Annotated in this window: 18 protein-coding genes; 5 read left to right on the top strand and 13 right to left on the bottom strand. The window is 50.6% G+C overall.

All coding sequences use genetic code 11. The features are described from left to right. Positions 1 to 523 precede the first annotated feature (523 nt). From rnc to ACFVVF_RS00460, 10 genes are all read right to left on the bottom strand, one after another. Positions 524 to 1222 carry a ribonuclease III gene (rnc, locus tag ACFVVF_RS00505; RefSeq protein ID WP_387804408.1) on the bottom strand — a complete coding sequence of 233 codons (699 nt, stop codon included), beginning with the start codon at positions 1220 to 1222 and terminating at the stop codon, positions 524 to 526. Beyond that, on the bottom strand, positions 1212 to 2453 hold the full coding sequence (gene fabF, locus ACFVVF_RS00500) for a beta-ketoacyl-ACP synthase II (RefSeq protein ID WP_387804406.1): 1242 nt from the start codon (positions 2451 to 2453) through the stop codon (positions 1212 to 1214). Before fabF ends, rnc begins: the two co-directional genes overlap by 11 nt. 161 nt (positions 2454 to 2614) lie before the next feature. After that, positions 2615 to 2848 carry an acyl carrier protein gene (gene acpP / locus ACFVVF_RS00495; protein ID WP_042160396.1) on the bottom strand — a complete coding sequence of 78 codons (234 nt, stop codon included), beginning with the start codon at positions 2846 to 2848 and terminating at the stop codon, positions 2615 to 2617. A 116-nt stretch (positions 2849 to 2964) separates the two neighbouring features. Then, complete coding sequence (gene fabG, locus ACFVVF_RS00490; RefSeq protein WP_387804404.1) at positions 2965 to 3714, bottom strand: 3-oxoacyl-[acyl-carrier-protein] reductase; 750 nt, start codon at positions 3712 to 3714, stop codon at positions 2965 to 2967. 30 nt (positions 3715 to 3744) lie between these two features. Next, a complete protein-coding gene (gene fabD / locus ACFVVF_RS00485; RefSeq protein WP_387804402.1) occupies positions 3745 to 4671 on the bottom strand; it encodes an ACP S-malonyltransferase in 927 nt (308 codons plus the stop codon). 16 nt (positions 4672 to 4687) lie between these two features. Continuing rightward, positions 4688 to 5674 (bottom strand): beta-ketoacyl-ACP synthase III, encoded by a 987-nt coding sequence (locus ACFVVF_RS00480; RefSeq protein ID WP_387808699.1) that lies wholly within the window; start codon positions 5672 to 5674, stop codon positions 4688 to 4690. A gap of 10 nt (positions 5675 to 5684) precedes the next feature. Then, positions 5685 to 6674 carry a phosphate acyltransferase PlsX gene (plsX, locus tag ACFVVF_RS00475; protein ID WP_387804400.1) on the bottom strand — a complete coding sequence of 330 codons (990 nt, stop codon included), beginning with the start codon at positions 6672 to 6674 and terminating at the stop codon, positions 5685 to 5687. After that, the gene (fapR, locus tag ACFVVF_RS00470; protein WP_387808696.1) at positions 6658 to 7254 is read right to left on the bottom strand and encodes a transcription factor FapR; all 597 of its coding nucleotides are present in this window, start codon (positions 7252 to 7254) and stop codon (positions 6658 to 6660) included. Before fapR ends, plsX begins: the two co-directional genes overlap by 17 nt. A 244-nt stretch (positions 7255 to 7498) precedes the next feature. Then, positions 7499 to 7672: a 50S ribosomal protein L32 gene (rpmF, locus tag ACFVVF_RS00465; RefSeq protein WP_042160385.1), complete on the bottom strand. Its 174-nt coding sequence runs from the start codon at positions 7670 to 7672 to the stop codon at positions 7499 to 7501. A 37-nt stretch (positions 7673 to 7709) separates the two neighbouring features. Continuing rightward, positions 7710 to 8210 carry a YceD family protein gene (locus tag ACFVVF_RS00460; RefSeq protein ID WP_387804398.1) on the bottom strand — a complete coding sequence of 167 codons (501 nt, stop codon included), beginning with the start codon at positions 8208 to 8210 and terminating at the stop codon, positions 7710 to 7712. A 174-nt stretch (positions 8211 to 8384) separates the two neighbouring features. Between ACFVVF_RS00460 and ACFVVF_RS00455 the strand changes: the two genes are divergently transcribed. After that, positions 8385 to 9629 (top strand): nucleotidyltransferase, encoded by a 1245-nt coding sequence (locus ACFVVF_RS00455; protein ID WP_387804396.1) that lies wholly within the window; start codon positions 8385 to 8387, stop codon positions 9627 to 9629. Here the strand turns inward: ACFVVF_RS00455 and ACFVVF_RS00450 are convergent. Continuing rightward, positions 9619 to 10683 carry a YlbL family protein gene (locus ACFVVF_RS00450; protein ID WP_387804394.1) on the bottom strand — a complete coding sequence of 355 codons (1065 nt, stop codon included), beginning with the start codon at positions 10681 to 10683 and terminating at the stop codon, positions 9619 to 9621. The genes ACFVVF_RS00455 and ACFVVF_RS00450 overlap by 11 nt on opposite strands. A gap of 140 nt (positions 10684 to 10823) precedes the next feature. Here ACFVVF_RS00450 and ACFVVF_RS00445 point away from each other — a divergent pair, with 140 nt between their 5' ends. After that, positions 10824 to 12107 (top strand): nucleoside recognition domain-containing protein, encoded by a 1284-nt coding sequence (locus ACFVVF_RS00445; protein WP_387804392.1) that lies wholly within the window; start codon positions 10824 to 10826, stop codon positions 12105 to 12107. Between the two features lies 1 nt (position 12108). On the opposite strand, the gene coaD is transcribed toward ACFVVF_RS00445, so the two are convergent. Together coaD and rsmD are read right to left on the bottom strand one after the other, a co-directional pair. Continuing rightward, the gene (gene coaD, locus ACFVVF_RS00440; RefSeq protein ID WP_387804390.1) at positions 12109 to 12597 is read right to left on the bottom strand and encodes a pantetheine-phosphate adenylyltransferase; all 489 of its coding nucleotides are present in this window, start codon (positions 12595 to 12597) and stop codon (positions 12109 to 12111) included. Next, positions 12590 to 13177, bottom strand: coding sequence for a 16S rRNA (guanine(966)-N(2))-methyltransferase RsmD (gene rsmD, locus ACFVVF_RS00435; protein ID WP_387804388.1), 588 nt, complete (start codon positions 13175 to 13177; stop codon positions 12590 to 12592). Before rsmD ends, coaD begins: the two co-directional genes overlap by 8 nt. Before the next feature lie 1066 nt (positions 13178 to 14243). On the opposite strand from rsmD, the gene ACFVVF_RS00430 reads away from it, so the two are divergent. From ACFVVF_RS00430 to ACFVVF_RS00420, 3 genes are all read left to right on the top strand, one after another. Next, entirely contained in the window at positions 14244 to 14681 is a 438-nt protein-coding gene (locus ACFVVF_RS00430; protein WP_387804387.1) for a hypothetical protein, read from the top strand. Between the two features lie 271 nt (positions 14682 to 14952). Then, positions 14953 to 15384 carry a hypothetical protein gene (locus tag ACFVVF_RS00425; RefSeq protein ID WP_387804385.1) on the top strand — a complete coding sequence of 144 codons (432 nt, stop codon included), beginning with the start codon at positions 14953 to 14955 and terminating at the stop codon, positions 15382 to 15384. Positions 15385 to 16340: 956 nt separating this feature from the next. After that, entirely contained in the window at positions 16341 to 16526 is a 186-nt protein-coding gene (locus ACFVVF_RS00420) for a hypothetical protein (protein ID WP_387804383.1), read from the top strand. Positions 16527 to 16633 lie beyond the last annotated feature (107 nt).

The raw sequence follows: 16633 nt of genomic DNA, 5'->3' as shown, positions 1-16633 counted from the left end.
GCTTTTGCAGTGCTCTTGCTGTGCTCTTTGTCTTCACCGTACGCGCCTCCCTTAGCGCGGTGCCATCGCGGCACACGGTGCTCGGTCGCACGTCGGCGGTCAAACCTCTATGCTCTGCTCATCGCTGTACTTAACTTCATAAACTAAGTGTTATACTCGCCTAATGTTACGCTCCCTTTAGTACATTTTTTCGTTATTAAGCATGAAATTTCCTTAATTACGGCTCATATCATAAGATTGCAGGCTGTAACGCAAGAAAGTTCAGAACAGCGGAAATTCATTTCTTAATAAAGAAAAAATTGTACTTATATCCGCAAATCTGATCAGATGTAGCCCAATTCCACGCAAAATAAAGAAAAAACTTCAGTTAATAGCGAAATTATATACTAACACTCCAAGCCATCTGACACCACGCACGCACGCATGCACGCACTCACTCCGCCAATTTTCCTTGCCCAAATAAAAACGGGTTTGTTTCGCAAGCGCCGCCTTACCGGACGCGCATTCGAAACAAACCCATCTTCTATTCGGCCGACAACGATTGCCACGCCTGCGATGCGGCGCGCTGCTCCGCTTCCTTCTTCGTACGCCCGACACCGCTGCCGTAAGGTGCCTCTCCGAGAAAAACCTCGACGACAAACTCGCGGTCATGCGCCGGTCCGCGCTCTTCGGTAATCCGGTATTCCACCGGACCGAGACCGTTATGCTGCGCACGCTCCTGCAGCTTGGACTTGAAATCCTTCACAAGCAGTCCATAGTCATTGGACTCGATGAACGGGAACATATGAGCTTCCAGAAACACTCGCGTCCGGTCGATTCCGGCGTCCAAATAAATAGCGCCGACAAAGGCTTCGAACAAATCCGCCAGCAATGCGGGACGCTGCCGTCCGCCAAGCTGTTCCTCTCCCCGTCCGAGCATGACATGTGCGCCAAGATCCAGACGTTCGGCGAATTGCGCGAGCGACGGCTCGCAGACTACGGATGCGCGCATCCGTGTCAGCTCGCCTTCCGGCCGCTGCGGATAGGCAGAGAATAAATATTCCGACACAAGCAACTGGAGCACAGCGTCGCCAAGAAACTCAAGGCGTTCGTTGTGCTCAATGGAACTGTGCTTATGCTCGTTCACGTATGACGTATGCGTGAACGCCTGCTTCAGCAGCTTCAGCTGTTTAAACTTGAGCTCCAGCCTGGACTGGAGCTCATGGAATGTATCACGCTTCATAAACTTTCATCACGATCGTTGCATTGTGGCCGCCAAATCCGAAAGAATTGGACAGCGCCGTACGAACTTCCGCTTCACGCGGCTTATTCGGTACATAATCCAGATCGCACTCCGGATCCTGGTTTTCCAGGTTGATGGTCGGAGCAATAATGCTGTTTTGCAGTGTCAGGCCAAGAATGACCGCTTCTACACCGCCAGCAGCGCCGAGCAAATGGCCCGTCATCGATTTCGTCGAGCTGACAGCGACTTTATAAGCGTGGTCGCCCAACGCCTTCTTAATCGCTTTCGTTTCGGAACGGTCGCCAACCGGAGTGGACGTGCCGTGCGCATTGATATAATCGATGTCGCCTGGCTCGATTCCAGCATCCTTAATCGCTCTCGTCATGCAGCGTGCAGCGCCATCTGGATCAGGCTCAGTCATGTGGTGAGCGTCGCCGCTCATGCCATAGCCGATTACTTCGGCGTAAATGCGGGCACCACGCTGCTGAGCATGCTCCAGCGATTCAAGAATGAGAACGCCAGCGCCTTCACCCATTACGAATCCGTCGCGGTCTGTATCGAAAGGACGGCTCGCTCGAGCCGGCTCATCATTGCGCACTGACATTGCCCGCATGGAGCAGAAGCCTGCAAGACCGGTAGGACGAATTGTCGCCTCCGCGCCTCCGCAGATCATTACATCAGCTTCGCCGCGCTGAATCAGCTTGAACGAATCGCCGATGGAATGCGTACCCGTTGCACATGCGGTAACCGCTGTACTGTTCGGGCCTTTCGCACCTGTCAGAATCGATACTTGGCCAGAACCCATATTTGCGATCATCATCGGGATAAAGAACGGGCTTACGCGCTTTGGTCCCTTTTCGAGCAAAATATTGTGCTGGTCTTCCCAAGTACCCAGTCCGCCGATACCGGAGCCGATCATAACGCCGATGCGTTCTGCGTCGACATTTTCACCGATTACAATGCCAGAGTCCTTCACCGCGGACAAGCTTGCAACGGATGCAAACTGTACGAAACGGTCCATGCGGCGGGCTTCTTTTTTATCTAAATTAAATTCTTCAGGATTAAAGTTTTTAATTTCTGCAGCAATTTGTGTTGGATATTCAGACACGTCAAACGCCTCGATATGAGAAACGCCCGATTTGCCCTCCAGCAAATTGCCCCAGAACTGATCCAATTCCGATCCGAGTGAGGTCATGACCCCCATGCCAGTTACGACAACTCTCTGTTTCATTCGATTCACCTCAAGAACAGCTATTTGGATGCGCTTCTTAACGCACCTTGATTTATATATAAAAAGCTTGTTAGCTCATTCATGCCTTCATGTTGGATGCTGTCGCAACCTTGCTTCATATGGAGAGAAGTCCCGTCTGTTACAACGGGACCCTGGCTTCCTTAGTTAAGAGATTGTATGTAATTAACTACTTCTCCCACTGTGGTGATTTTCTCTGCATCTTCATCAGAGATCTCCATATCAAACTCGTCTTCCAGCTCCATGACCAATTCAACGACATCAAGAGAGTCAGCGCCGAGGTCATCTTTAAAGGAAGCTTCCAGCGTGACTTCCGCTTCGTCTACGCCAAGTCGGTCGACGACGATACGTTTTACACGTTCTACTACTTCGGACATCCGGTTCACCTCCTCTTTGGTATTATACGAGAATTAAAGATAAAATGCCATACGTAACCGTTTTAATTCCTGCCCGGACCGCGTCAGCCAAGGGCTGGCGCGGCTTTTGCGCATCCTTACATGTACATGCCGCCGTCCACATGAACGGTCTGGCCAGTCATATAAGAAGCGGCATCGGAAGCGAGAAATCTCACCGCATGGGCGATATCCTCAGGGCTTCCGAGACGGGCAAGCGGAATGTCCTTGGCAAGCGCATCGCGAGTCTCCTCAGGCAGCTTGTCCGTCATATCCGTCTGGATAAAGCCCGGAGCGACGCAGTTGACTGTAATGCCGCGAGAAGACAATTCACGCGCGCTTGCCTTGGTAAGTCCGATGACACCCGCTTTCGCGGCCACATAGTTGGCCTGCCCGGGATTTCCAAGCACGCCAACAACCGAAGAAATGTTAATAATGCGGCCGGAGCGCTGCTTCATCATCGTCCGCGTTACGGATTTGATCCCGTTAAAGACGCCCTTCAGGTTCGTCTCAATCACTTGATCAAATTCTTCTTCCTTCATGCGCATGATTAAATTATCTCTCGTAATGCCCGCGTTATTCACCAAAATATCAAGCGCTCCGAATTGATCGACGACTTCCTTCACCATCGCATCGAATTCATCCGCTTTGCCTACATTGGCTTTGAGCGTAATGGCACGGCGTCCAAGCGCTTCTACCGCTTGCGCCGTTTCCGCAGCAGCAGCCTCGCTGCCCGAATAGTTGATCGCAACATCAGCGCCAGCTTCCGCCAGCGCAATAGCGATCGCCCGGCCTATGCCGCGCGACGCGCCCGTAACGAGCGCTTTCTTGCCTTCCAAACTGGCAAACATCGCATACCCTCCTCAGCAAAAAATATAGCATTAATTCAACGCTTCAATCGCAGCTGCGCTGTTAATCGAAGTTACGCGAACGTTTTTATCGATTTTTTTGATCAGACCCGCCAGCACAGTGCCGGAGCCAATCTCAACAAAATGATCGACACCTTGCCCGATTAGATAGCGGATGCTGTCTTCCCAAAGTACAGGCGAATACACCTGTTCCACGAGCAGACGGCGGATGTCAGAAGCTTCTGTCACCTGTGAAGCTGTTACATTGGCAATTACCGGAACGGCCGCATCCCCCATGCTTACGCCTTCCAGTACAACGCCAAGCTTCTCAGCAGCAGGCTTCATCAGCGAAGAGTGGAACGGTCCGCTGACTTCCAGAGGAATAACACGCTTCGCTCCTGCCTCTTCTTTCCCGCGCTCCACGACCGACTGAACGCCGGCTGAAGTTCCGGATACGACGATTTGCCCTGGGCAGTTCACGTTCGCCAGCTCAACTGCATTGCCGCCAGCTGAAACCACCGCGCAAAGCGCAGCCAATGTCTCGCGTTCCGCGCCTAATACAGCCGCCATCGCGCCTTGACCGCCAGGCACCGCTTGCTCCATAAATTCACCGCGTGCTCTAACCGTACGCACGGCATCAGCGAACGACAAAACTCCTGCCGCAACTAGTGCGCTGTATTCGCCCAAGCTGTGTCCCGCGACGTAATCCGGCTTCAAGCCGCGGCCTTCAAGCGCCTCAAGCAGCGCAACGCTAACCGTCAGCAAAGCCGGCTGGGTGTTTGCTGTCTGCTTCAGCAGCTCGTCCGGTCCGTTAAATATAATGTCGCTAACCGAAAAACCAAGCGCCTCGTCAGCTTGTTCAAATATTGCGCGCGACGCAGGCACGGAATCGTATACGTCTTTCCCCATCCCTACCGCTTGCGCGCCTTGGCCGGGAAATACAAATGCTATTTTGCTCATGAATAAGTTACCTCCGTTACCATTTCAGAACCGATGCGCCCCAAGTCAGGCCGCCGCCAAAGCCGACGAGCACCAGGCAATCGCCTTGCTTCACTCGTCCTTCTTCAACAGCTTCCGCCAGCGCAATCGGAATCGACGCAGCAGATACGTTGCCGTATTTGTCGAGGTTGATCATCGCTTTTTCTTCCGGCAGATCCAGTCGTGTAAGCGCGGAACGGATAATGCGGATATTCGCTTGATGCGGAACGAGCAGATCGATGTCTTCCTTCGTCAAGCCCGCTTTCTCGAGCGCTTCCTCAGCTGCACCGCCCATAATGCGTACGGCGAATTTGAAAACGTCGTTGCCGGCCATTTGAATATAATGCTGCCTTGCTTGAACGCTCTCTTCCGAAGCCGGCGTACGGGAGCCGCCGCCGTCTACTTTGAGCAGCTCTCCGCCGCTTCCGTCCGCGCCAAGCACGAAGGACTGGAAGCCGCGGCCTTGCTCAACCGGACCAAGCACAACTGCGCCAGCGCCATCGCCGAACAGGATGCAGGTATTGCGGTCGGTATAGTCCGTAATCCGCGACAATGCCTCTGCCCCAACGACCAGCACATGCTTGTACATGCCCGTCGCGATCATATTCGATGCGGTCGCCAAGCCATAAATAAATCCGGAGCAAGCCGCCGACAAATCGAAAGCTGCCGCTCGTTTCGCACCTAGCTTATCTTGCAGCAAGCATGCGGTGGACGGGAAAAACATATCCGGAGTAATGGTAGCAACGATGATTAGATCGATATCCTCAGCCGTAAGTCCTGCCGCTGCAATCGCTTGCTTCGACGCTTCATATGCCAGGTCGGATGTCGCCTGCTCCGGCGCGGCAAGCCTGCGCTCGCGAATGCCGGTACGGGTTACGATCCATTCATCATTCGTTTCTACCATTTGCTCAAGCTCTTGGTTCGATAAGATCCGGTCGGGAACATATTTGCCCGATCCAATAATACCTACAGGATGTAAACTCAATTCCACTCACTCACTTCCCGCTTATTTCCGCTGCAATCGATTCGGTCAGCTGTCCTTGAATCGCCGTCCGCGCTTGACGAACCGCGCTTTTCACTGCCAAAGCATCAGATGAGCCGTGGCATTTCATGACCAGCCCGTTCAAACCGAGCAGCGGCGCGCTGCCATGCTCTTTATAATCCATCTTTTTCTTCAGCTTTCGGAGTCTTGGCAGCATAATCGCCGCCGCGAGCTTCGTCATCATCGATTCGCCGAAAGCGTCCTTCAAGTAATTCAACAGCGTCCCTGCTGTTCCTTCCATCGACTTTAGCATAATGTTGCCAGCGAAGCCGTCACAGATGAGAACATCGCAGCTGCGCTGCAATATATCACGAGATTCCACATTGCCGATAAAATGGATAGGGGCATCTGCAAGCAGGTCATAAGCTGCTTTCGTCAGCTCATTGCCCTTCTTCTCTTCCGTACCGACATTAAGCAAGCCAACTCGCGGCTTTTCCATGCCATGCACTTTCGAGCGGTAGATGCTGCCCATAATAGCGTACTGGAGCAAATGCTCCGGTTTCGCATCCATGTTGGCGCCCAAATCAAGCGCCAGCACACCGATATCGTCCATCGTCGGCAGCATCGGCGCAAGCGCAGGGCGCTCAATGCCGTCCAGCCGGCCAACAACGAGCAGGCCCGTCGTCATCAATGCGCCGGTATTGCCCGCCGACAGCATCGCATCCGCCTGCTTATCCCGGACGAGTTGTCCGGCTACGACCATCGAGGCTCCTTTTTTCCGGCGAACAGCTCTTACAGGCTCTTCATCGGCACCAATTACTTCATCTGTGTGGTGCAGCTGCAAATTAGAAGGCTTCTGTCCCTGGAGCAGCGGTTCAATAACCGCAGTATCCCCTACGAGCAGCAGCTCCGTGTCCGGCCATTCCCTTGCAGCCTCAAGCGCCCCCTGCACAATTAAACCGGGGGCATGATCGCCGCCCATTGCGTCAATGGCGATCCGCATGTACGTCTCCTCCTTCGTTTTCCGCATCTCCAGCAGAACGATAAATGACAAAATTGCCTTGGAACACCATCTCGTCGCCCACATAGGTAAACAGTTCTACCTTGGACTTGTTCCGTTCGCCGGAAATGGATCGTACATATGCTTTCGCAATGCATTTTTCACCCAGCTTGACCGGCCGGATGAATCGGATGTCCGCCGTTACCGTCAAAGCAATTTTGTCATCTATAATAGCAACGGCCAATGAATTCGCCTGCGCAAATACATGATGGCCGCGGGCAATGCCGGTGCGAGAGAAAACATGTTCATCGCGTATTTCAAAAATCGATATGCCGCTTTTGTCCAGCTGCAGGTCGACGATATCGCCAATCACCTCGTGCAGCGGTAGTGACCGAACCGAATCGTAGGAGCGCTCAGCCATCAGCTTCATACGCTCACGCAGCTCAGGAATGCCCAGCTCCATGCGATCCAAACGAATCGTCTGAATGCTGATTTTCAAATGGCGGGTGAGCTCTCGGTCCGTCATAAACGGATTTTCGTCAATTAACCGGGCGAGCAGCTGATGCCGCTGCCGCTTGGGCATGCGTTCCATCGTCGGCACCACCTTTACAGTATAGTGACTCCCTTTCTAATTTAAAACCAAAGCGCTTCAAATTAGAGAATTTACAGGATGATTCATATAAATGCACGCATATAGTTGGCCTTACGGACGGCTGAATCCATTCCGCACGACGCTTTATAGCTGATATTATCACCAGGTACTAATCATAAGTATATAAAAAATAGCACCTCATCGCAATGAAGTGCTATTGTGGGAAATCCCGAGATTATTGAGCGATAATCTCTTTCGTTTTGTAGTATCCGCACACTTTGCATACGTGGTGAGCCAGTTTCAGCTCTCCGCATTGCTCGCATTTTACCATACCAGGCACCGCCAGTTTGAAATGCGTACGACGTTTGTCGCGGCGAGTTTTGGACGTTCTTCTTTGAGGTACTGCCATATTTCCCACCTCCTTCACAAAATCAATCAGCATTGCGTTATTGTTCTTCTTTGAACAAGTCCTTGAGCACTGCCAGACGCGGATCAATCCGTTCTGTCTTGCAGCCGCATGTATGTTCATTTAAGTTTTGCCCGCAAGTGTGGCAAAGACCTTTGCAATCGTCACTGCATAACGGAGCAAAAGGCATAAAGAGCAGAAGCGCTTCTTCCACAAAAGGCTTCAGATCCAGTCTGTCTCCAGCCACTGCAATGACGTCATCCTCCTCGTCGTCCTCATTCTCCCCCTCGTCCGATTCGGACGCTGGCTTGAACTGCTCGAAGAAAGGAATAACCGTGTGTTCTTTCACAGGGTCCAGACATCTGGAGCATGCAAGCTCCCAATCGATGGACAATTCGCCATCAACCGTAATTCCGCCTTCGTTGCCTGTTACTTGAAGCGACACATGGAGCGGACCCTTGCTAATGACATCGCTTCGTCCTTCGAACAGGGCGGTTACGTCGATGGACTCCTCCACCTTCGCTTTCAACCCCTTGGACATTGTTTCCTGTACATGAAACTGCATCAGATCACCCCAAACAAACAAAATTTATTATATCTATCCCAGCACTGTTTTGTCAACATTTTCACGTCTTTTCGCGATCCTGCCGTGAATCCCGATCCCGCTCTATGCTATGATGGAACATATATACATTGAGAAGCAAGGAGCGGCCGCATGCGAACAGTAGGACTAATTGTCGAGTATAACCCGTTTCACAACGGACATCAATATCATTTGCAGCAATCGCGGAAAATAACGGGCGCCGATTCCGTCGTCGCCGTCATGAGCGGCAACTTCCTTCAGCGGGGTGAGCCCGCCGTCATGGACAAATGGGCGCGTACAGAAGCCGCTCTTCGCGGCGGCTGCGACCTTGTCATCGAGCTGCCAGTCGCTTATGCAACACAAGCTGCAGAATGGTTCGCATACGGTGCTGTCGCCTTGCTGGAAGCGACAGGTGTCGTAGACGCCTTCTGCTTTGGCACGGAGAGCGGCGAGCTGAACGCGCTGCACGAAGCAGCGCGTGTGGTCGCACAGGAACCGCCAGCCTTCAAGTCCATGCTGAAGGAGGCTCTAGCGGATGGCAGTGCTTATCCAACTGCATACAGCGCAGCTATTAGCGCTTATTTGGCGTCTACTGGCCGTAAAGAAGCAGCGGAATTCCCGTTCGCACAGCCGAACCATACGCTAGGTCTTCATTATTTAATTGCGCTTGAGCGGCTTCAAGGACGAATGGAGCCCTACACGATCCGCCGTGAAAAATCCGAATACAACCAGACCGACGTGACGGATCAGGCAATAGCCAGTGCGACAGCGATCCGCAAGCTGCTGCTGGACAGACGGGAGCTGGCTGGAAGCCGTCCTTACGTTCCGGCTTCCACTTACAGTGTCATGGAAGAGGAATGGGCGGCGGGCCGCAGCCCGGTAAGCTGGGAAACCTTTTCCCCTGCTCTATTTCACAGTATTGTCACTCGCTCTCCAGCACAGCTCGGCGAGCTGCGTGAAATTGCTGAAGGGCTGGAGCACCGTATCTCAGCCGTAATGCCGAAGCTTGCCGATACCGGAATGGAATCACTCCTGGAAGCGCTGAAGACGAAGCGATATACGCGCACTAAGCTGCAGCGTGCTCTGCTGTCCATCCTGCTTGGACATCGCAAGGAAGATTTTACGGCGGACAAGCTTGCTTCCGGGATTCAGTACATCCGTGTGCTTGGTTTTACTGAGAAAGGCAAGGAGCTGCTTCGCCGGATGCGCAGCCATGCCGCGCTGCCCGTACTCCTGAGCGCTTCGAAAGCAGAGGAGCCCTATCACTACCTTCAACTGGACGTCCAAGCCTCAGCGGCTTACATGCTAGCTCAGCCGGGACATGCTTCGGCCGCCGCGATGTACCGGGATTTTACAGGCAAGCCGATTATGATTTAGCGGATTGCACAGCTTCCAATGCTACAACAGCTTCCTTCAACGTTGACACGCGAACGACCTGCATTGAGCTGCGGATTCGTTTCGCTTTTTTCGCCGCTTCCTCGTAATTGCCGGCAGGCGCAAGAAACAGCTTTGCGCCTGCTTCGTGAGCGGCTACTATTTTATAGCCAATTCCGCCGATTTCCCCGACTTTTCCGGTTGGATCGATCGTACCCGTACCTGCGATGATTTGGCCCCCGGTCAAATCTCCGTCCGTCAATAAATCCAATGCCTGCAAAGTGAACATGAGGCCGGCCGAAGGGCCGCCAATCTCTCCTGCATTTATAGAGAGCGCCAAATTCCCGTCAATCGGCTCCAGCTCCCGGTATTCGGAAAGCTGAGCGCCTCCAAGCGCCAAGGACAGCCGTTCCTTCGTAAGACTCCCGTTATATGCCTCCAGCTTCATCGTCAGATTAAGCTCTGATTGATTTCTTAATACCGTCAACTGGACTTGATCCCCAGCCTGCTTAGTCCGCCATACAGTCGCTAAATCATCCAGTCCGGCAACCTCTTCAGCTTCTGCTTTTACGATTGAATCCCCTGGCAGCAGGCCATTCTCCGATCGGCTGGAACCTGATACCATTACCCCTGCAGGTACCGAGCGGTACGGTACATGGGCGAAGCGGTAGGCTGCTTCGATGGCATCATTTTGAGACCCGTGCATAATGACATTCATCCGCTGCTGATACTGCTCATCGGTATAGCCTTTCAGAATGCTAGTCTTCGACAGAGCCTTCGCATCCCGCAGCCAGTTGGAGCGGATCGCTCCCCAATAATTCGTGTCGCTGAGCTTAACCGTCGTCATAAGAAAAGCTCCGCTTTCTAGGCTGCCCGTAACCGGAATTTCCGCATTGCTTTCCGGTCCCATCGTCACCATAGAGCCCGTCCCGGCGGCGATGCCTGGTTCGTAAATGACATAAGGAGACGGTGCAAACAACAGAAACCACATGAAGACAGCTGTCGCGGCAACGAGGGCTATCGTTTTAAAATCGATATGTTTGAGTCTCTCTCTCATAGCTTCCCTCCTCTCTCTAATGCTGCTAACCAACTGGTCTATCCTTGTCCAAGCAAGCGTACAATTTACAATCGGCCAGGACAGCCTGTTAATTAGCTTCCCAGGCCTCAAACCGCCTTTACAAATGGAGTGATCGGCTTATGGCCCGAACGATTGTGCTTGCTATTATATCGCTTACCCTTATTAGCGCTGTCATCCGCATGCCGGACGCCGCTTTTCAAGCATCCCTGCAAGGACTAACGGTTTGGTGGACGATCGTGTTCCCCGGACTGCTTCCATTTCTTGTCCTCTTTGAAATGATCGCCGCCTTTGGCCTTGCTCACGGTCTTGGGGTGCTGATGCAAGCCCCGATGCGCAAGCTGTTCAAGCTGCCAGGCGACGCTGCTCTGCCGCTTGTACTGGGCTGGATGTCCGGCTTTTCCGCTGGAGCGGAAGCTACCGCCGATTTAAGACGCCGCGAAGTTTTGTCTCATCGCGACGGTCAACGGCTGCTCGCCCTGTCTCATATGCCAAACCCGATGTTCATGCTTATTGTGATCGGGGCCGGTTTTATGCATCGCCCCGATCTCGGCATCATCATTGCCGCCGCCGTATGGCTGTCGGCGTTCTGGACATTCGGGCTGCAGACGCTGCTTCGAAGACACAGAACCGTTCAAGATGACATGGACCCTGGGCGGGGCGGTCAAGCCAGAGGAGCTGAAAGCGACGGCGGCAGTCTGCTGCGCAGAGCCGCAGCTGCAATTTCTTCCGCACGCGAGGAAGACGGCCGCGGCTTCGGCAAAGTGCTGGGCGACGCGGTCTACTCCAGCGTGCAAAAGCTAATGGTTGTCGGCGGCTTTATCATATTCGCCTCCGTTATGGCTCGCTTGGCGCAGCCGCTGCTGCAGTTCGCCGCGCCAAATGGAGCGCTTGACCTTGCACTGCCTGCGCTGCTCGAAGGCCATCTCGGCGCTTATGCAGCCGCAGTCTGGCAAGGGCCGCTCAGCAGCGCATCCGTCAACGCTGCGCTTGTCGCCGCAGTGCTCGCCTGGAGCGGCATCAGTGCTATTTTGCAGGCAGGTTACGCTGTATCGGGCACCGGCTTGAAGCTGCTCCCCTTCATCGGCTCGCGCTTGCTTCATGCGGTGCACGCCGCACTTTTCGCACTGCTGCTGTGGAAGCCTGCGCAAGCCGCCCTCGCTTGGCTGCCTTTACCGCTCCCCGTCTTCCTGGGCGGAGACGGCAGCGGCGGAAAAACAGAGGCCGCCATGCTTTCGCATGGCGACCCCATCAATGCGCCGCTGCCGCTGGCGGTCCGCGACCTGCCTGGTCTATGGCCGTATGCGCTTTCTTGCGCAGCAGCCGTTGCAGCCGCTTTTATGCTGTTATTCCTCGTCACGAGACTGGCACCTCCCGCTAATCATTCCAGCGGAAGGGGTCATTGACTTATTTATATTTTTCGATCAGACGGCGTTCTACCGCCTGCGGCACCAGCTCTGTCACCTCACCCTTGAACTGGGCGATTTCCTTCACGATGCTGGAGCTCAAATACGAATACTTCGGATTTGTCATCATAAAGATCGTATCGATTTCGCTGTCGAGCAAATGATTGGTCGAAGCGAGCGTAAGCTCATATTCAAAGTCGGTAACCGAGCGAATGCCCCGGATAATAACGTTGGCGTTGCGCGATTTCATAAAACGTACGAGCAAGTCCCGGAAGCTGTCTACCGTAACATTCGGTATGTCGCTCGTTACCTCGCGCAGCATTTCTTTTCTTTCCTCAACGGAAAAAAGCGGATTTTTGCTCGTATTGTTGAGCACCGCTACGATTAATTGATCAAATTGCTTTGCCGATCGGCGAATAATGTCCAAATGCCCAAACGTAACTGGATCAAAGCTGCCGGGATATACCGCCACGCGAAGCTTCTCACTCATCTGCTTGTCCCCCATTCATGCTGTCAGACGGTATGTATCGGTAAATGGTTACCGCTGTATCTCCGTACTTGGATTGTTTCAACTGCTCGAATTGCTCCATGTGCTCGGGGTAAACATGCGCCGCATCATGCTCCACGACGATAATTGCCTCTTCCTCCAGCATGGAACGCTGTGCTAAATCAATCATCAGCTCGTCCATCTGGGTCATTCTATACGGCGGGTCCAGAAATACGAGCTTAAATACGATTTCCCGCTTCTCCAGCAGCTTAATCGCCCGCTCTGCATCGTTGCGGTAAATTTCCGCCGCGCTGCCCATTCCTGCCGCCTCCGTGTTATGCCGGATTATATCGATGCTTATTTTCTCACGGTCGATGAAGATCGTCCGCTCGACGCCTCTGCTCCAGGCCTCAATTCCGAGTCCGCCGGTGCCGGCAAACAAATCCAGCGCCACGCCTCCGTCGAAGTACGGCCCGATCATGCTGAAAATCGCTTCCTTCACCTTATCTGTCGTAGGACGCGTATTCATGCCGGGAACGGCCTTCAGCGTACGGCCTTTTGCCGCGCCTGCAATGACTCTCACTGCATTTTGCCCCCTTCGTATACTGTCCCGCTTATCGTAACATAATTTATAGCCGTTGAAAAAGCTTCTGTTCCTTGAGAGCCGGTTTTGCAATTTTTTTTGGACGCCAAGGTATATTCCCCCACAAACCGGACAAGATAAAATCATCGGCGTCGGAAGATGCCGTAGACAACCGCGGAGAAGACTTACGTTTCCCCATAAGCTCTTCGTCCGGTTTCTCCTCTCCCATGAAAGAGGCTCTCGAAAGAGGGCCTCGATTTTTTTTGAAAAAGCCCGTAAAATCAAGGTTTATATGTAACATAAAATGTGATATTTAAAAATTGTCTCCCATTTGTCGCCCAAATTCGAATTCGATAATAAACAAGCCCACTGACTAAATATGCAGTGGGCTTGTTTATTTTTCCTTTTATATAGTAATCGTCTAGTTTGGCAAATTAATTAAACATGCCTCCTATGTACCTATGTATCGCTGTAGCCTGTCGGACATCTCGTTCCGGACGACATGCCGCAGGAGCGCATACTAGGATTTATAACCACGCAGGATGACATCGTACAATATACCGTCATCGTTCCGCTTAACCTCCACTATCTGCATTCCCAGCTTTCGAACACGCTACCGTGCTTCTCGTATATCTTTCTCAACCACTTTTAATACCATTTCTCCACTACGGAAAACAGTGTCTTCATGGAGTATTCAGATTGTTTGATTTTCTCATTATTATTGATGACCGCATCCCGTACAAAAGACAAAATGCAGTAATTTCTAACTAACTGTTAATCCTTTCGATTATCTTATATCTCACTCGATCATCCAGACTGGACATTCGTCTCCATTCCAATAGAACTATATTAAATTCTCGACAAACCATTTCAAAATCGCATAAGTTTGGATTATTAGCTAAAAAGCAGATTAACCTCACCGTTAGTTTGATTCATTTATTTTTCAGGTGCAACGCCGTTAAATCTATTATTCCAAATCTATGAAATTTTTGTTCCAATCTTCCAATTTTTGTGATAGAGTGAATTTGTAATGTATTTACAATTTTATTTGAAGGGTGGAATTTTTTTGTTGAAGAAGAAACTCATCATTGTTGTACTTACATTAGTTTTATCGTTAACCGGAGTTACCTCTGCTTTTGCCTATGAAGGTTGGGCAGACACCAAAGCTACGGCATACCAATTACAGGCCCCAATTCTGGGAGTATCGTCATTACTCGATTCCCCCTATGATACCGATTGGTACAGCTGGACTAATAATACAGGTGTTTCAAGATCATTTTCCGCAAAATTAGTAAGTCCTGCAGGAAAGATTTATGGTTTTTCCATCATCCTTCCAGGAGGAGGATCTCCTTCCTACTATTACGATAGTACACCGGGTGGTTTTGTTAAAGTATCTACAACTGTAACAATCGCTCCTGGTGCAACTGTTTATTTCCAAGTCCGTGGAAATACATTCGATCAATTTTCTACTACTGAACCATATAACTTTACTGTCTTGTATTAATTAATAAAATCAAACAGCCCGCAACCGTTAGGTCAGTGGGCTGTTGCTTTGTTGTTGATGTCTATTCGATGATTTACGCTATGCCTGAGTCTCGCCAGGTGTTCCATGTACTCGCAACTGTAAGCCCGGACGATCCCAGCGTTTCAGACAGCATACGATCAGGAACATAGACAGCGCTGTAAGTCTCTTAAAGTTTATTTTCATTTATCAAATCTTACACTACAACAACTTTATATTTGTCTTGAAATTTCATTTGAAGGGTGGAATTTTTTTGTTGAAGAAAAAACTCATCATTCTTGCACTCACTTTAGTTTTATCATTGACTGGCGTTACCTCGGCTTTTGCCTATGACGGATGGGCCGACTCAAAACAAACAGCTTATCAATTACAAGCTCCTGTACTTGGAGTAACAACAGTACTCAATACGCCTTATGATGTTGATTGGTACAGTTGGACAAACAACACAGGTGTTCCAAAATCACCTGTTGTGACCTTACAAAGCCCTGCTGGTTTACAGTATGCTTTTATTACGTTATTTCCAAATGGAGAGTTCCTAACTTATTCAACATCACCTGGTGGCCGTATTACGGTAACTTTCGGCGCAACTGTCCCTCCTGGTCAAACTATTTATTATCAAGTCCGGGGATTGTCAGTTAACCAATATTCTGCCACTGAGTCCTATAATTTTTCTATATCATATTAAATAATAAAATCCCGCTCACCAGTGCTGGTGGTTGAGACCTAATTTTATAGTCATTAATCAAAACCTAAAGCAGTAAGCTGGTTCCGATAGTAAATCTCGGAGCCAGCTTATTTTGCTTAGACTGAATACGTTTGTAATTTACGACTTGAAATCCAATTAGGAACTTTTAATTACGCTTGTACTACCCTAACTCCACTAGAAAAATATACATAGAAAACTAATTACAACTAACATTAATTATCCACTGACTTGAACCTCATCCAAACCACAACGAACCAGTTTCGCTAATTACAGCAGCAAAATTCACTAATTCATGCTCATGAGGGTCTTTATAGCCGTCTAATGAACATATCTTCTATATTGTGTAAGTCATTTTCTCAACAAGGAAAAAAAGGACATTATTTCGCTTAAAATCATCAGAATCCCCCTATTCACTAGCTTCCAAAAGAAAAATATTACGCTAATTTGCGAATCAGGTTCATTACGAGTTGTTATTTGCTTATGGCTGCCGCATGCAGCTTATGATTTTTGTGGCTTGTGGCTTGTGGCTGTCGGCACGCAGTATATAGCTTATCGCTTGTGGTTTATGGCTTGCAACGCGCCTATGACATGTGAGTTGTAAGTTACCAAAACTAGCAACTTGCAATTAATTAGGAGTGGGCATTCTGCAGGCGAGCGGAGCGAATCGAGTTCATGATGACTTTTCGAAGATTCTTACCCTGTTCCACTCGTGTCAGCGAGCTAGAACATAGAATCAAGAACGGCAGCATGAACCGATTCGCGCAGCGGGCGCCTTATGCCTTAAACTCTCTGCTTCCTGCCAGTTGCCCAGAGCACCTGCTCCACCCCGCCCATTACCAAAAAACCATTTTTGCCGTAAAGCGCACTGTTGTATTATAATTTCATTATATAAGTGTAACGGCGATATATTTAGAGAGAAAGGGGTGTGTCGGGCAATGAAGTTGCTTTCTGAATATGTAGGGCTGAATTTGTGGCTGCTCGGGATTTCAATCATTTTTTTCGCTTATGACGGGACGATTACGCCTGTCGAAGGTACGATTCTTTTGTTTTTGGTAGCGGTGTGCATCATCAATCTGTCAAAAATAATGAACTACCTTTTCGGTGTGAAAAACAATCCGTAGCCATGTGCTGTCACCGTCACCGCGAACTGACGATAACAAGCTTGCAAACGCAATGTTCGCCATCAGCAAAAAATAACCGTTCCGGGTCAACGCCCGCAACGGTTATT

The organism is Paenibacillus sp. NPDC058174, from assembly GCF_042883865.1.
In the GTDB taxonomy this organism is placed as follows: Bacteria; Bacillota; Bacilli; order Paenibacillales; family Paenibacillaceae; genus Pristimantibacillus.
Note: the sequence above shows the minus strand (reverse complement) of the source record. Positions and strands in the feature narration are given on the sequence as shown.

Excerpts from the sequence above, each read along its gene's own strand:
- acpP (WP_042160396.1), bottom strand. The coding sequence starts at position 2,848 with ATGTCCGAAGTAGTAGAACGTGTAAAACGTATCGTCGTCGACCGACTT.
- plsX (WP_387804400.1), bottom strand. The coding sequence starts at position 6,674 with ATGCGGATCGCCATTGACGCAATGGGCGGCGATCATGCCCCCGGTTTA.
- fapR (WP_387808696.1), bottom strand. The coding sequence starts at position 7,254 with ATGCCCAAGCGGCAGCGGCATCAGCTGCTCGCCCGGTTAATTGACGAA.
- ACFVVF_RS00450 (WP_387804394.1), bottom strand. The coding sequence starts at position 10,683 with ATGAGAGAGAGACTCAAACATATCGATTTTAAAACGATAGCCCTCGTT.
- rnc (WP_387804408.1), bottom strand. The coding sequence starts at position 1,222 with ATGAAGCGTGATACATTCCATGAGCTCCAGTCCAGGCTGGAGCTCAAG.
- fabF (WP_387804406.1), bottom strand. The coding sequence starts at position 2,453 with ATGAAACAGAGAGTTGTCGTAACTGGCATGGGGGTCATGACCTCACTC.
- fabG (WP_387804404.1), bottom strand. The coding sequence starts at position 3,714 with ATGTTTGCCAGTTTGGAAGGCAAGAAAGCGCTCGTTACGGGCGCGTCG.
- ACFVVF_RS00455 (WP_387804396.1), top strand. The coding sequence starts at position 8,385 with ATGCGAACAGTAGGACTAATTGTCGAGTATAACCCGTTTCACAACGGA.
- rpmF (WP_042160385.1), bottom strand. The coding sequence starts at position 7,672 with ATGGCAGTACCTCAAAGAAGAACGTCCAAAACTCGCCGCGACAAACGT.
- fabD (WP_387804402.1), bottom strand. The coding sequence starts at position 4,671 with ATGAGCAAAATAGCATTTGTATTTCCCGGCCAAGGCGCGCAAGCGGTA.
- ACFVVF_RS00420 (WP_387804383.1), top strand. The coding sequence starts at position 16,341 with ATGAAGTTGCTTTCTGAATATGTAGGGCTGAATTTGTGGCTGCTCGGG.
- ACFVVF_RS00460 (WP_387804398.1), bottom strand. The coding sequence starts at position 8,210 with ATGTCCAAGGGGTTGAAAGCGAAGGTGGAGGAGTCCATCGACGTAACC.
- coaD (WP_387804390.1), bottom strand. The coding sequence starts at position 12,597 with ATGAGTGAGAAGCTTCGCGTGGCGGTATATCCCGGCAGCTTTGATCCA.
- ACFVVF_RS00445 (WP_387804392.1), top strand. The coding sequence starts at position 10,824 with ATGGCCCGAACGATTGTGCTTGCTATTATATCGCTTACCCTTATTAGC.